The sequence below is a fragment of the Thalassotalea sp. G2M2-11 genome (assembly GCF_017168195.1).
Taxonomy (GTDB): Bacteria; Pseudomonadota; Gammaproteobacteria; order Enterobacterales; family Alteromonadaceae; genus Thalassotalea_E.
Window position 1 is genome coordinate 71017 of sequence record NZ_JADNYL010000003.1, and the last position, 14280, is coordinate 85296.

Annotated in this window: 13 protein-coding genes; 7 read left to right on the top strand and 6 right to left on the bottom strand. The window is 38.6% G+C overall.

The window, feature by feature from the left end; genetic code table 11:
- Window positions 1-28 precede the first annotated feature (28 nt).
- Genes IV514_RS11285 through IV514_RS11295 form a run of 3 tightly spaced genes read left to right on the top strand, consistent with a single transcriptional unit; the run spans window position 29 to window position 4366 of the window.
- Window positions 29-3640: a PilC/PilY family type IV pilus protein gene (locus IV514_RS11285; protein ID WP_206485383.1), complete on the top strand. Its 3612-nt coding sequence runs from the start codon at window positions 29-31 to the stop codon at window positions 3638-3640.
- On the top strand, window positions 3640-4041 hold the full coding sequence (locus IV514_RS11290; RefSeq protein ID WP_277601505.1) for a type IV pilin protein: 402 nt from the start codon (window positions 3640-3642) through the stop codon (window positions 4039-4041). Before IV514_RS11285 ends, IV514_RS11290 begins: the two co-directional genes overlap by 1 nt.
- Window position 4042: 1 nt before the next feature.
- On the top strand, window positions 4043-4366 hold the full coding sequence (locus tag IV514_RS11295; RefSeq protein ID WP_206485384.1) for a TapY2 family type IVa secretion system protein: 324 nt from the start codon (window positions 4043-4045) through the stop codon (window positions 4364-4366).
- 37 nt (window positions 4367-4403) lie between these two features.
- Here IV514_RS11295 and IV514_RS11300 read toward each other — a convergent pair whose 3' ends face one another.
- From IV514_RS11300 to nadE, 3 genes are all read right to left on the bottom strand, one after another.
- Window positions 4404-4988: a GspH/FimT family pseudopilin gene (locus tag IV514_RS11300; protein ID WP_206485863.1), complete on the bottom strand. Its 585-nt coding sequence runs from the start codon at window positions 4986-4988 to the stop codon at window positions 4404-4406.
- Window positions 4989-5067: 79 nt separating this feature from the next.
- Window positions 5068-5628, bottom strand: coding sequence for a GspH/FimT family pseudopilin (locus tag IV514_RS11305; RefSeq protein ID WP_206485864.1), 561 nt, complete (start codon window positions 5626-5628; stop codon window positions 5068-5070).
- Between the two features lie 152 nt (window positions 5629-5780).
- On the bottom strand, window positions 5781-6611 hold the full coding sequence (gene nadE / locus IV514_RS11310) for an ammonia-dependent NAD(+) synthetase (RefSeq protein ID WP_206485385.1): 831 nt from the start codon (window positions 6609-6611) through the stop codon (window positions 5781-5783).
- A gap of 159 nt (window positions 6612-6770) precedes the next feature.
- Here nadE and glnB point away from each other — a divergent pair, with 159 nt between their 5' ends.
- From glnB to IV514_RS11325, 3 genes are all read left to right on the top strand, one after another.
- The gene (glnB, locus tag IV514_RS11315) at window positions 6771-7109 is read left to right on the top strand and encodes a nitrogen regulatory protein P-II (protein ID WP_206485386.1); all 339 of its coding nucleotides are present in this window, start codon (window positions 6771-6773) and stop codon (window positions 7107-7109) included.
- 129 nt (window positions 7110-7238) lie between these two features.
- The gene (gene nlpI / locus IV514_RS11320) at window positions 7239-8126 is read left to right on the top strand and encodes a lipoprotein NlpI (RefSeq protein ID WP_206485387.1); all 888 of its coding nucleotides are present in this window, start codon (window positions 7239-7241) and stop codon (window positions 8124-8126) included.
- Window positions 8127-8173: 47 nt separating this feature from the next.
- Window positions 8174-9547 carry a hypothetical protein gene (locus tag IV514_RS11325; RefSeq protein ID WP_206485388.1) on the top strand — a complete coding sequence of 458 codons (1374 nt, stop codon included), beginning with the start codon at window positions 8174-8176 and terminating at the stop codon, window positions 9545-9547.
- Window positions 9548-9555: 8 nt separating this feature from the next.
- On the opposite strand, the gene IV514_RS11330 is transcribed toward IV514_RS11325, so the two are convergent.
- Window positions 9556-9774 carry a hypothetical protein gene (locus tag IV514_RS11330; RefSeq protein ID WP_206485389.1) on the bottom strand — a complete coding sequence of 73 codons (219 nt, stop codon included), beginning with the start codon at window positions 9772-9774 and terminating at the stop codon, window positions 9556-9558.
- Between the two features lie 148 nt (window positions 9775-9922).
- Between IV514_RS11330 and IV514_RS11335 the strand changes: the two genes are divergently transcribed.
- Window positions 9923-11593, top strand: a complete 1671-nt coding sequence (locus tag IV514_RS11335; RefSeq protein ID WP_206485390.1) for a SufS family cysteine desulfurase — start codon at window positions 9923-9925, stop codon at window positions 11591-11593.
- Here IV514_RS11335 and tcdA read toward each other — a convergent pair.
- Together tcdA and IV514_RS11345 are read right to left on the bottom strand one after the other, a co-directional pair.
- Window positions 11590-12402 (bottom strand): tRNA cyclic N6-threonylcarbamoyladenosine(37) synthase TcdA, encoded by an 813-nt coding sequence (tcdA, locus tag IV514_RS11340; protein ID WP_206485391.1) that lies wholly within the window; start codon window positions 12400-12402, stop codon window positions 11590-11592. The genes IV514_RS11335 and tcdA overlap by 4 nt on opposite strands.
- 281 nt (window positions 12403-12683) lie before the next feature.
- Window positions 12684-13970, bottom strand: coding sequence for a citrate synthase (locus tag IV514_RS11345; protein ID WP_206485392.1), 1287 nt, complete (start codon window positions 13968-13970; stop codon window positions 12684-12686).
- Window positions 13971-14280 lie beyond the last annotated feature (310 nt).

A 14280-nucleotide genomic window follows, 5' to 3' on the forward strand; every position in this document is an offset into this window, starting at 1 on the left:
TGTTTAAGGATTATGAGGTAATCAATCAATGAAAAAGTTAATTGCACTGACCATCTTACTGTTAACCTCTAATATCTCGTTTAGTGAAGATATTGAGCTATACATTAGCGAAACGATTCGAACGACCGGTAAAAAACCTCAGGTGTTAATCATACTGGATAACTCAGCCAGTATGTCCACATTCCAAAATACAGTTGAAGGCTATAAAAATGATCCTTCTGCTCCCTATGTAGCAGAAAAATCTACTCATGCTTTTGATGATGGTATGTTGTACTATAATGTTGGTGGTGCTGATGGTGGTGGCTTTGGCGTCCCTGACAGTGCAAGTGATGCCAGACGTTTCCCAGTTGATTCCAATAATTGTGAAACCGCTCGCCAAGTGATTGCCGATGTTGGTTATTATATTGGTCGCATACGTGAGTATCGCATGAAAGGTAATACCGGTACATGGGAAGAGGTACCTGAAAATAACGGTGCCAATATCGAAGTACTTGATTGTATGGCAGATAATGAGCTTGATTTAGCTGATGCCTATAACAGAGCTGAGAACCCGATCACGAAAACTAATAACTTACCAAATGGCTATCCAATTGATAAAAAAGGCAATAAAAGTAACCCTGTCTATTATTCAGATGACGTTACCGAATCTGAAAAAATTGATTGGCAAGGTGGGCGACTTGTTACCATTTATTCAGCCAATTATTTAAGGTGGCACTACCTAGAATCCAAATCAGAAGTAAGCAAAACCCGCCTAAAGATGGCACAAGATAGTATTAGTGAAGTTATTAAAGCCGCCCCTTCAGTTGATTTTGGTTTAGAAGTGTTTAACTATAATCCAAGTGATAACGCTAGTGCATCGCAAGGAGGACGAGTTGTTTCAGCGGTTAAAGAAATGAATGCAACCAATAAAGCAGCATTATTAGATATCATTAATAATAAACTTGCTGCTGAAACTAATACGCCGCTATGTGAGTCTTTATATGAGGCATCTCAATATTTAGCCGGTAATGATGTCGAATTTGGTGATACGGATAAAGATTATAAAGATAACTTGGCGAATATTGATTATAAAGCAAATCGACCACCGATTGACTCAGCTGCTTTAATCGATTCAAATACTTATTCATCACCAATGCAAAAATGCCATAAAACTGCTTATATTATATTAATTACTGATGGTGCGCCTACCTTTGATATTGAAGCTAATGATCTTGTGGCTGCGCTTGCTGATGATGAATCTGAGAAGCCTGATGATTATGATCGCTCAGTGTTTGATGGGAGTTACATGCCTTCGTTAGCTGCCTGGATGGCAAACAATGATGTTAACCCCCAAATTGAAGGCAGACAAACCGCCCACACTTATACCATAGGTTTTGGTGTGCCCACCGAAAAAGAGGGAGAGTTTACAGCTGAGCCCTTATTAAATGAGACTGCTAACCGAGGTAATGGTATTTATTATCGGGCGACGGAGCAGCAAGAGTTAACAGAAAAATTATTGGCAATTTTTGAAGATTTAACACCTAGTAATCAAAGCTTAACATCGGCATCTGTGGCGGCTAATAACTTTGACCGCACAGAAACGTTAGACTCTGTTTATTATGCCATGTTTGATCCTGATAACAGCCCTCGCTGGCAAGGAAATGTGAAAAAATATAAGGTCGTAGGTGGCACTCAATATGGTAAAAATGATCAGCCTGCGTTAAATGAAGCTACTGGTCATTTTTCTGATGATGTTAGAAGTTATTGGACGCCGGATGTTGGTGAACCCGATGGTGCTTATGTTGAATCTGGTGGTGTTGCTGAAATTTTACGTAGCACCGCGGTAGCAGATAGAGTGCTTTATAGTGACTTAGGTACTGATAATGCAATTGTTAAGTTTACCACAGCGAATGCACTATTAGCTTTTGGAAACAGTACTAATTTAGCGAATGAGCTAAATGTAATTGATGACGATACTGAAATTACTAACATGCTTAATTGGGCTAAAGGCATGGATGTCGATGATGATAACGGTGATAAAATCACAACGGATACTCGCTATGATATTTTTGCTGACCCATTACATTCAAAACCACTAGTGGTTAATTATGGCTCCAGTATCCGTATTGTTATCGGTACTAACGCTGGGGCATTACATATGTTCCAAGACAATGACGATACGGTTGATGAAACATGGGCATTTATGCCAAAAGAGTTTTTTAGTAACTATAAATCACTGCGAGAGAATAATGTTGGCTCAGGTAAAGTTTATGGTGTAGATGGTAAAATTACCCCATTTGTACTTGATAAAAATGGTGACACCAAGATTGTTGCTGCTGATGGTGATAAGTTATGGATTTTCTTTGGTTTACGTCGAGGAGGTTCAACTTATTATGCGTTAGATATCACTAACCCAGATGCTGCACCTAAGTTAATGTGGAAAATTGATGCTAACACGTCAGGCTTTTCTGAGCTTGGTCAATCATGGTCTCAGCCAAAAGTGACTTATTCTAAGTTAAATGCTTCAGGAAGCGGTGAGACAGCCGTAGCTAAGCCTGTTGTTATTTTTGGTGGTGGTTATGATGGCAATAAAGATGCCTCTGGCCCAGGTACAGCAGATGCTAAAGGTAGAGCTATATATATGGTAGATGCTGAGAAAGGTACACTGTTATGGAGTGCCGCTCCATCAGGTGCTACGACAACTTTTTCAGGAATAGATGACAGTATCCCATCATCAATTGGTACACTCGATAGTAATGGTGATGGTTTTGCTGATAGATTATATACAGGCGATACTGGCGGTAACGTTTGGCGAGTTGATATGCCTGGGAAAATACCAAATGATCCTACAGAGCCTTGGACAATATATAAGTTAGCAGATTTAGGCGGCACAACAGATAGCACAGATGTACGCTTTTTTAATGAAGCATCCATAGTTAGAACATTTATTACTGAGACATTAGAAACGACGGTTTCAGATGGTAGTGGTGGTAGTAAAACAGTCGTCACTCTTCAAGAAAAACCTTATGATGCGATATTGATAGGCAGTGGTGATAGGTCTAATCCGTTAGGCAGAGATACCCAAGATACTTTCTTTATGATAAAAGATGAAAATGTGGTCACCAAATCAACAGCGACAGCTCCTGCGGCCATCACCAAGGCTGATTTATATGATTATACTGATGATCCTTTTGGTGCAACTATGACTGATGAACAGCGGCAAACCTTATCTATTGCGGTTAGTAAAAAGTCAGGTTGGTTTATTGATTTTACCCAAAGTGGTGAAAAAAATAGCTCTAAAGCAATTGCCATCAATGGTGTTGCATATTTTACCTCATATACGCCCCCTGATCTCACTGGAGTGATAGAAGCTTGTGAAGTACCTAGTGGTGCTGGTTGGTTATATGCGGTAGATCTGGCGTTAGGTATTAAAAAGTATGATTGGCAAGCGGAAGATCCAGACAACAGAAGTGATAGAATTGCCTACATAAGTGAACAATTTTTAGGTTCTCCAACATTAATCGTGGTGCCTGAAGATGACGGCGATCCCAATACAGTTGACGAATCTGTCGGCAATATTATTGTTGGTAGGAAAATTATGCCAGTAGGTTTTAGTTTGAAAACATTACGTAATTATTTATACGTAGAAGAGGAACAATAATGAGAAGTGCGATGAAATCTTTCGGATTTACGCTGATTGAATTAATGATAACCGTTGCCGTTATAGGTATTTTAGCTGCTGTTGCATATCCTTCATATGTGGATTATGTCAAACGATCTAATCGTGCTGAAGCGCAACGTGAGTTAATGCGAATTGCAAATTTACAAGAGCAATACTTTATCGATCATCGCACCTATACTGCAGACTTAACTAAGTTAAACTTGGCAAATCCATATGTGACAGAATCAACGAATTATTCTATTTCTGCAACTGGTGATGCAAGTGGTTTTAAATTAACGGCAAACGCCCAAAATTATCAGAGCAGTGACACAGGATGTACTAAAATATCAATTACGCATACTGGCGCTAAGCCTGATGGGGAAACGTGTTGGGAGAAATAAAATGAAAATTCATAACCTATTGTTAATGAGTGTTTTTTCTACGGTTTTTATGGCAAATGCAGAACAGGTCGCTGACGATAAAAAGCCTCATTCAATAAAAATGAAATGTCACGTCGAATTAATGGGCGGTGGTGAGTCAATTCATTATACTTTTATTAAACGAAGCCAACTTTCACAAATAAAAACTTTGGTAGCTGGACGTGAAATACCTGTGTTTAATTCGCGAAAAAACAAAGCTATTTACAAAGTAAATGAATGCTTGCCTATGGATAAAAAATTCAAAAATAAACGTGCAAACATGATTGCTGAGCGATTAGCGCAATAAAATTGCATTATCACTTGCTCTTAAAGCTTAAACCGAGTTAAGAGCAAGTGATATCATTACCATTTCTGTCTTCATCTTTACCGTCAGAGTCACTATCTTCGCTGGTATAAGATCGCCCCGTGAGTGAAATATCAATTCCTCGAGACCAATCGGTATTTTCAGATGGACAATAGCTGATTGTACCTGCATTAGCGCTAGCTAACTTACCATTAGGTGCAAAAATAACAAATGAAGAAGTAAAGCTGACAGCATCATTATTAGTCACTGCGTCCTTAACTCTTAACATCTCTCCAGTAGCACTGTCGTATTTTTTGGAATTTGCTAGAGTATCATTGGTGAAAACACTGATTTCTCCAGTCCAGTCATTGCTACAGGTTTCACCAGATAATGGGCATACCGTGGTAAATTTTCCGGTATTTATTGCGGTATTTCTTGCCGTAAGCAACAATCTGTTTATTTCGGAAATTTGATTATCTACCCGAGTTTTGACAATAAAATCACTTAAGCTAGGTACACCTACGGCGATCAAAATACCTAATATAGAAATCCCCACTATCAATTCTAATAAAGTAAATCCTTGAGTTTTCTTTCTACTGAGGAATGAAATGTGTTGATTTGTCATAAGAATACCAAGCGCTATACGTCCATCATATCCATTATTTATAACATCTATCAATGAACGCAGCTAGTTTAATTTCTTACTAATGGCATACTATGTACTTGCCCGATCGAGTTTTATCTCTTCCTGAACTTTTATCTTGTTTAGATTTATAAGCCCGGCCTGAAAGGTGAACGACTACCCCTCTTGATTTGTTTAAGTGGTTATGTGGGCAGTAACTAAAAGTAGCATTTTGCCCCCAACCATTTAGATGGCCATCATTACCATATGTTAAGCCTATACGGCTCGTACCATATTGTAATTTGTCTTGATGATGAATGGCATCTTTTGAGGTTAATATTATTTCTCCTTTATTAGCTTCAAATATTTTATTATTGTTTGTATCAATAAATACTGAAATTGATTTATGCCATTGATTATGGCACTGATTGTCGTCATTGAGTGGACAGACAGTTGTCGGTAATGAGTTTGAAATTGCTGAAACTCTCGCAGTGTTCAATAATCGATTAATCGAGCTAATTTCATTATCAACTCTCATTTGAACAATAAAGTCATCGAAGGAGGGGATACCCACAGTGATTAGTATCATTAATATTGTGATAGATACTAAGATTTCTATTAAAGTAAATCCGTTACTTTTCATTGCGCACCTCAGTCCTTGAGGTTAAGTAAATTGTCCTTCTAGGTATAGCTTAAAAGTAAAATAATACCAAATAATGCTAGTAATTTATCAGCTTGAACTTTGGTGTTTGATGTTGTTTTAATCCGCAGTATTGTTATCGACAATCACTACAGTTAGTCATAGATAGTTGGTATAGCAGCCCGTTTATGTTGGGTTTTACGGTAAATAGTTAAGATGATATCAACCACTTCTTGTTTTACGGCTTTACCTTCAAGAAAGTCGTCTAATTGATCATAACTTATCCCCAACGCATCCTCATCTTTTTTACCTGGTGATAATTCTTCTAAATCTGCTGTGGGGGCTTTTTCAATTAACTGTTTAGGCGCGCCTAAAGCGCTAGCAAGTTGACGCACTTGGCGTTTAGATAAGCCAAACAGAGGAGCTAAGTCACATGCGCCATCTCCCCATTTGGTGAAAAAGCCGGTGATATTTTCAGCTGAGTGATCTGTACCGATCACCAGCCCTCCTAAAATACCGGCAATATGATATTGCATCACCATGCGGGTTCGAGCTTTGACGTTCCCTTTTGAAAAATCTATCTGCGCACTTGATGCGTTCAACAAACCACTTTCGCTTAATGCTTCTAGTACTTCTTGATGAATGCCATTGGCACCACTTGCGATATTAGTTGAAATGCTTTTTGAGGGTTGGATAAATTGCAGTGCTAATTGAGCGTCATCTTCATCTGCTTGTACGTCAAAGGGTAATCGTACGGCAATAAATTGATAACTATCATTATACTCTTGGTTAAGTTCATTAATGGCAAGTTGGGCTAAGCGACCACAAGTCGATGAGTCGACACCGCCGCTGATCCCGAGTACTAAGTTTTTGAGTCCTGAATCGAGTAGCTGTTTCTTGATAAACTGAACTCTACGCTTGATCTCAAAATTGACGTCAATTGAAGGTAAAACTTTCATTTCGTCGATAATAGCTTGTAGATCCATTGATATTCCTATGCAGTATAAAGAAAAATAACGCGGGGCTAGTGTAGCAAATTCTTTTTATTTTGTGATGAAATTTATTTACCGATCTGGCTTTCGTTTAGCCTTAACATTTGTGTACAATGAGATGAACTTACTTACAATAAATGCGTTAACAGTGTTATGAAAAAGATTGAAGCAATTATAAAGCCATTTAAATTAGATGATGTAAGAGAAGCATTGGGCGAAATCGGTGTAACGGGCATGACGGTTTCTGAGGTAAAAGGTTTCGGTCGTCAAAAAGGACATACTGAACTTTATCGTGGTGCTGAATACATGGTGGATTTTCTGCCTAAAGCAAAACTAGAGATTGTTGTTCCAACTGATGATGTTGAGCGATGCATCAGTACGATTATGGATGTTGCACAAACAGGCAAAATTGGCGATGGGAAAATCTTTGTCACTGAGGTAGAGCGTGTGATCCGTATCCGTACTGGTGAGGAAGACGCTGAGGCGATTTAGCTGTTCATCGAAATTACTTTCCCATTATCGTATAACGGCTAGGTGCTTTTTTATGCCGTTATTGATTTTCGCATTTATCTATCGTTTCGGTATAATCGAAGCGTTCTTCCTATATAGGTTCATCAATTAGTGAAATATTTATCTCCCTGTTTATTATTATTTTTATTCTTACAAGGTTGTTCAACCACGTCACAACAATCTGGTGACATGATTGGTCAGTTGGTGATTGCTGAACCTCTGATGGTTAACTATAAAAGTGAAGTGGCGTTAGCAAGGATGACAGAAGTGCTTCAAAGTGTTGAAGTGACAGATGAACAACGTGCTGAACTTTTTTATAATCGAGGTGTGATCTATGACAGTGTCGGATTACGTTCCCTTGCTCGATTAGATTTTAACCGAGCATTGCGTTTAAAGCCTGATATGGTTGATGCCTATAACTTTCTAGGTATTCATATGACGCAATTGCAAGAGTTTGACCGTGCTTATGAAGCGTTTGATTCTGCGTTGGAGTTGGCCCCTGATCATGAGTATGCCTATTTAAATCGTGGTATCGCGCTCTATTATGGTGAGCGTGCTCATTTGGCTGTTGATGATCTAACGGTATTTTATCAAAAGAAAAAACACGATCCTTATCGCCTCTTATGGCTTTACCTCATCGAGCAGTCGGTAGACAATCAGTTAGCAATGAGTAACTTAAAACAACGCATGACATTAATTGATGATAATGTGTGGGCGAAAAATATCATTCGTTTATATGCGGGAGAGTTAAGTCACAAAGCGTTTATTCGTGATATCACGATCGGTGTCGGATCTAATAAAGAATTTAGCGAGCGATTGTGTGAAGCTTATTTTTATTTGGGTAAATTGACCTTGTTGCATGGTGATAAAAGGGCGGCAGCCAATTTCTTTAAACTTGCGCTAAGTACTAATGTGTACGAGTTTGTTGAACACAGATATGCACGGTTGGAGTTAGATTTGATGCGCCGAAAAGTGATCAGCAATCATGAAAGTGAGTAATTTTTTATTTAATGAATAAGCGCTTTATTCTCTTACTGATATTAACAATGAGTGTGACTAGCATCTGGCTGTTGCACTCATTTTTTTTGCCATCGCATATTTCTTCTAGATTATTAGCAGGTAAGGCAAGTGAATTTGAGCTTTGGTATGCTAAAAATGAGCAGCTATCTGCTTATTCTTATTATCAAACTGTTCATAATGAGGTTGGTTCTACTTTATGGTTGCGGGGTATGAGAGAGCTTGCCACTACGCAAGGAAAATCGGCTCTAACCTTAGCACGTTTTTATATTGAAAATAATAATCCCATTCGGGGTGATTATTGGTTAAGCCATGCTACAGCGTTAGGGAGTTTGCCAGCTAAACAGTTATTGGTAGAGCGTTCTCTTGCAGATGGCAAGTTAAAACAGGCATCTGCAGTGTTACAAACTATGCTTGATGAAACCTATGGCGAATATTATCTGTGGGCTATTATTCAAGCAATTGAACTGGCAATGAGAAATGGTGAACAGCAAAAAATCGAGTTGCTGGCTAAAAAATTAAAATCACAAGCACCTGAGCATGACATACTTGTTGAGTTGGCTCATTTTTCGGTGCTTGGTATTAATGACCAGCAACCTGATGTAGATTGCATTGCTAGTGTACAAATATATGCGGCTACGCTTCATGATTTGCGTAGAACTGAACAATTAATTGATCAATTTGCTCAGTCTAAGTTAAATAAATATGTTTGTCTTACTGTTCCTCGTTACATGCCTTTGTCTACATTAAACTGTCAACATGATCCAAATGAAGCGATTCGCTGTGATGAAACTATTTGGCAAACGCAGCTAACTAACATCCAAACTCGTTTTCTTGGTGTCATGTTACCCAGCGGAGGAGCAAATGTTAATCATGGCATCATGTATTTAGATCGACATGATAAGTTTTCAGTGTTTATGCATGAAATTGCTCACTTACTTGGTTTTATTGATGAATATCCTTTACCGCAAAATCACGCAAAATGTATGGTAGAACAGCAGGCAAGTTTTTCACATAATGTTGTGGTATTACCTGCAAGCCTGACAGGCGATAAATCAGCGGTTAGGCGCAAAGTGTTACAGCAACTGCCTTGGTTTCATCTTATAAATGATGATACGCCGATTTTAACGGCAAAAGATGGCTATTGGCAGTTAGGTACGCCAACAGAATTTCAAGGCAAGGTTGGCTTGTTTAAAACTCGTACATGCGCTGAACGTCAACCTTTTCATGAACAAGCGGCGAAATTACAAGCGTTCAAGCCGATATCCAATTTAACCAAACTTGCACATCATGAACTGGAACTACCTGAGCTGTATTATCAGTTACTGCAAGCTGCACCTGAAAAGTTTTTAATGCCAAGTTTCCATAGAAATATTGAAATTGCTCAATCAATAGACGATTGACAGAACAATTAACTTTCTTTTTCTTTTAACTGTGGTTGTGCGTTGGCAGATTTATTTTTACTTGATTGAGTATATTCTTGTTGTTTAACTAGTGTATTTCGTCTTACTTTTGCTATTGGCCACATGGTGCTTTGATTGAATGCTGATTGCGTAATTTGAAGTTGAGAATTTTTGTTCGTTGTCCGTTTGGCTTTTTGGTTGCCAATAAACCATGAAAATAAAGGCATACTACTTTCCCTCTTAATACCATCTATAAGTTATAGCTGATTTTGCCTGAGAACACATAATAAGAAATTCATCTTTACCTCAATATTTTTGCCTAATTTAGGTATAATAAACTCACTTTTACTCCGATCTTTTAACTAACTAATTGATATGAAAACATTTGATGTTAACCAGTTTCGTCAATATTTCCCCATCCTTACAACAACTTTCGAACAATATCATTTAGTGTATTTTGATAATGCGGCCACCATGCAAAAGCCATTATCTGTGATCGACGCTGAGCATGATTATTATTTAACTTATAATGCTAATGTCCATCGTGGTTCTCATTATTTGAGCCAACGTGCAACTGAGCTTTTTGAACAGGCAAGAGTGGAAGTTCAACGCTTTATTAACGCGCGTTCAGTTAAAGAGATTATTTGGACCAAAGGTACGACTGAAAGTATTAATTTAGTTGCTCAATCATGGGGGCTTGAACAATTACAAGCTGGTGATGAAATTGTGCTAAGTTATGCTGAGCACCATGCCAATATCGTCCCTTGGCAAGTGGTGGCTGAAAAGGTTGGTGCTAACATCAAGGTATTACCGTTAAATGAATCAGGGGTGATCGATGTTCATCAGCTAGATAGTCATATCACGGAAAAAACCAAGATCGTTTGTTGTAGCCATTTGTCAAATGTCATCGGTAAGTTTAACCCAATAGAAACCATCATAACTAAAGCCAAGAGCGTTGGTGCGTTAACTCTGATTGACGGTGCCCAAGCGATAGCCAATACCGAAGTTAATGTGCAGCAACTTGATTGCGATTTCTATGTTTTTTCTGCTCATAAACTTTATGGGCCAACAGGTGTCGGCGTTTTATATGGTAAACAAGCGCTCCTAGCTCAAATGTCGCCCTACCAATTTGGCGGCGAGATGATTAAAAAAGTCAGCTTTGCTGGCACGACTTTTAATGAATTACCATTTAAATTTGAAGCCGGTACCCCCAATATTGCCGGTTGTATTGCGTTTACTGAAGCGATCAAGTTTATTTTATCGCAGAACTTGGAGCAGCAACTTACTTATAAAAAAACGCTTACTGCGTATTGCTATCAACAACTTGCCCAAATTGGCTCTGTTCAATTTCTGGTTAAGCAGTGCCCTGATATCCCTTTATTTTCGTTTAACTTGAGCGGCTTTCATCAACAAGATGTTGCCGCAGCGCTTGATAGTAAAGGCGTTGCTGTCAGGGCGGGGCATCATTGTGCGATGCCTTTGATGGACTATTTGGCTATCAATGGTTGTTTGAGAGTTTCGTTAGCAGCCTACAACACATTTGATGAAGTTGATTATCTAGTTAATTGCTTAAAAGCACTGATTTTAGAGTCACAAACTACGCAAACAGTTCCCCTTGTTGCCAACACACAGGAAAGTCATGCATCTGACGATGATATTGAATATATGGTGTCGATTTTTAGTCAACAGCAAAGTTGGGACAGTAAACATCGACACCTTATGTTGTTGGGCAAAAATTTTCACCGGATGGATAAAAGCCTACGCACTGAACAAAGACTGGTAGCTGGCTGTGAAAGTGAAGCATGGTTGGACATCAGTAAAAATGCTGATGGACGTTATCTGCTCCAGGGGGATAGCGATGCTAAGATCATTCGAGGTTTGATGAAGATCACTTTTGCTGCCTTTAATAATAAAACAGCTGAGCAGATCCAGCATTTTGATATTCAAGCATATTTTGAAAAACTCGGCTTACTCAGCCATTTAAGCCCTTCAAGGGGCAATGGATTGCTGGCGATTGTTGAAAAAATTAAGTTATCGGTTAGCTAACTTTTGTTATCGGTTTTTGCTTGCTTGAGTTTTTGTTTGTGAAGTAATTTGTTAATTGCTTTGCCAACGGCAAAGAACGCAAAACTTGCGGTTACATGAGTTGCAGCACCAAAACCACCACTACAATCTAAACGCATAGTCCCCTCTTGCGTTTGCTTGGCATGACACACTTCACCTGAGCTATCAGGGTACATTAATTGCTCCGTTGAAAATACTGCGTCAATGCCAAACTTTCTCTTGGTATTGCGTGAAAACTGATATTCGCGACGTAACTGATTTCGTACTTTAGATAACAAGGGATCTTGATAGGTTTGGCTTAAATCACTCAGTTGGATTTGACTTGGATCACTTTGTCCGCCAGCGCCGCCAACAGTGATTATCGGGAGTTTGTTTCGCTTACAGTAGGCAATGATCGCTGATTTTATTTTTACAGAGTCAATGGCATCAATAACGTAGTCATAATGAGCAGACATAAGCTCGACTAGGTTTTCTTGAGTAACAAAGTCCTCAACACAATGAACCACACATTCAGGGTTTATTTGCTTGATACGCTCTGCCATTACCTCAACTTTACTTTCGCCTATCGTTGTTGAAAGCGCATGAATTTGTCGGTTGATATTGGTGGTGCAAATATCATCAAGATCGATAAGGGTTATCGTGCCAATACCTGAACGAGCTAGGGCTTCAGCAACCCATGAGCCAACACCACCAATACCTATTACGCAAAAATGAGAATCTTTTAATATTTGTGCACCGGTTTGTCCATATAACCGACTGATACCGCCAAAACGTAATTGATATTGTGACATGTTTACTACTTGAAAATTGCAAAATAACCATTATACCGACTGATCAAATAAAAGGGCAGTAGCGCATAATATATTTAGGTAAAATTAGCTGAATTTCGTGTCAGATTGGACTGTTATATTCTGATAAAAATTAGATAAAAATTAGATAAAAATTAGATAAAAATTTATCAGTAATTATATAAATAAAAATTGAATAGTTATTTGAGTAAATAGTTCAAATGTGTGTTTGAAAAAGAAACAAAAAAGGCAGCTAATGCTGCCTTTTTTCAGTCATTGATCATTTATCTATTTTTCAGTGGTACAAACTCTCGGTTAATATCACCGATATAGTTTTGACGAGGACGACCAATTTTTTGTCCTGGTTGACCTAGCATCTCATCCCAGTGAGAGATCCAACCGACAGTACGAGACATCGCAAAGATCACGGTAAACATGTTGGTAGGAATACCAATGGCTTTTAAAATAATGCCTGAGTAGAAGTCTACATTCGGGTAGAGTTTCTTCTCAATGAAGTATGGGTCTTCCAATGCAACTTTTTCAAGGGCCATGGCAACATCAAGTAATGGATCTTTAATGCCTAACTCTTTTAATACTTCATGACATGTTTCGCGCATAACGGTAGCACGTGGGTCAAAGTTTTTATAAACACGGTGACCAAAACCCATTAGTCGGAATGGGTCGTTCTTATCTTTTGCTTTTGCTACAAACTCATCAACACGGTCAAGCGAACCAATTTCTTCAAGCATAGTTAAACATGCTTCATTGGCACCACCATGAGCAGGACCCCATAGAGAAGCCACGCCGGCTGCGATACATGCGTATGGGTTTGCACCAGAAGAACCTGCTAATCGTACGGTTGATGTCGATGCATTTTGTTCGTGATCTGCGTGAAGAGTGAAGATACGATCCATTGCACGAGCAAGTACTGGGCTAACTTTATATTCTTCAGCAGGAACTGAGAACATCATATGTAAAAAGTTTTCAGCGTAAGTTAAATCATTACGCGGATAAACAAATGGTTGTCCCATGCTGTATTTGTATGCCATTGCTGCAATAGTCGGCATTTTAGCAATCAGGCGATGAGCACTGCGCATACGCTGCTCAGCATCATTGATATCCAAATCACTGTGGTAGAAAGATGAAAGTGCACCTACAACGCCACAAACCATTGCCATTGGGTGGGCATCTGGTAAGAAACCTTGGAAGAAGTGAACTAATTTTTCATGCACCATAGTATGGTTAGTGATGATGTTTTTAAATTCTTCGTATTGTTCTTTTGAAGGTGCTTCACCATTAAGTAGGATATAGCAAACTTCAAGATAATCAGCTTGCTTAGCTAAGTCATCTATTGCATAACCTCGGTGTTGTAGTATCCCTTTACCACCATCAATAAATGTTATAGCCGACTCACAAGAAGCTGTCGCTAAAAAGCCCGGATCATAAGTGAAGTAGCCTGCGCCGCCTAAGGTGCGAATGTCAATTACGTCATTGCCTGCTGTACCAGAAAGAATTGGTAGCTCAGCAATTACTTTGCCATCAATACTAAGAGAGGCTTTTGAATCAGCCATATGTTTTACCCCTATCAAATTCGATTGCTGAAGAACTTTGAAAATTACATTTTGCAAAGTTAATCAGTTTTTATGAATATAAAACTGCGCGCTATTCTACTGCAAAACACCCCCTAAAAGTCAATTCAAATGTTATAAGATTAGACTAAAGTCACATGTTTTTTTGTTATAGGTCAAAAAACATACGCAAGCCTTTAAAATAGCAACAAATTTGTCGATTAAGAAAATTGTAATTAAAAATTTAGGGCGATATAATCACGGTGATCTAGGATTTGTTTGCCTAACATCTTTATGTTTCGTGAATATCTAC

What these genes read in the sequence shown, in the direction of transcription:
- glnB (WP_206485386.1), top strand. Translation starts at nt 6,771, where the DNA reads ATGAAAAAGATTGAAGCAATTATAAAGCCATTTAAATTAGATGATGTA.
- nadE (WP_206485385.1), bottom strand. Translation starts at nt 6,611, where the DNA reads ATGGATCTACAAGCTATTATCGACGAAATGAAAGTTTTACCTTCAATT.
- tcdA (WP_206485391.1), bottom strand. Translation starts at nt 12,402, where the DNA reads ATGTCACAATATCAATTACGTTTTGGCGGTATCAGTCGGTTATATGGA.
- IV514_RS11305 (WP_206485864.1), bottom strand. Translation starts at nt 5,628, where the DNA reads ATGAAAAGTAACGGATTTACTTTAATAGAAATCTTAGTATCTATCACA.
- IV514_RS11345 (WP_206485392.1), bottom strand. Translation starts at nt 13,970, where the DNA reads ATGGCTGATTCAAAAGCCTCTCTTAGTATTGATGGCAAAGTAATTGCT.
- IV514_RS11335 (WP_206485390.1), top strand. Translation starts at nt 9,923, where the DNA reads ATGAAAACATTTGATGTTAACCAGTTTCGTCAATATTTCCCCATCCTT.
- IV514_RS11325 (WP_206485388.1), top strand. Translation starts at nt 8,174, where the DNA reads ATGAGTGTGACTAGCATCTGGCTGTTGCACTCATTTTTTTTGCCATCG.
- IV514_RS11300 (WP_206485863.1), bottom strand. Translation starts at nt 4,988, where the DNA reads ATGACAAATCAACACATTTCATTCCTCAGTAGAAAGAAAACTCAAGGA.
- IV514_RS11290 (WP_277601505.1), top strand. Translation starts at nt 3,640, where the DNA reads ATGAGAAGTGCGATGAAATCTTTCGGATTTACGCTGATTGAATTAATG.
- IV514_RS11285 (WP_206485383.1), top strand. Translation starts at nt 29, where the DNA reads ATGAAAAAGTTAATTGCACTGACCATCTTACTGTTAACCTCTAATATC.
- IV514_RS11295 (WP_206485384.1), top strand. Translation starts at nt 4,043, where the DNA reads ATGAAAATTCATAACCTATTGTTAATGAGTGTTTTTTCTACGGTTTTT.
- IV514_RS11330 (WP_206485389.1), bottom strand. Translation starts at nt 9,774, where the DNA reads ATGCCTTTATTTTCATGGTTTATTGGCAACCAAAAAGCCAAACGGACA.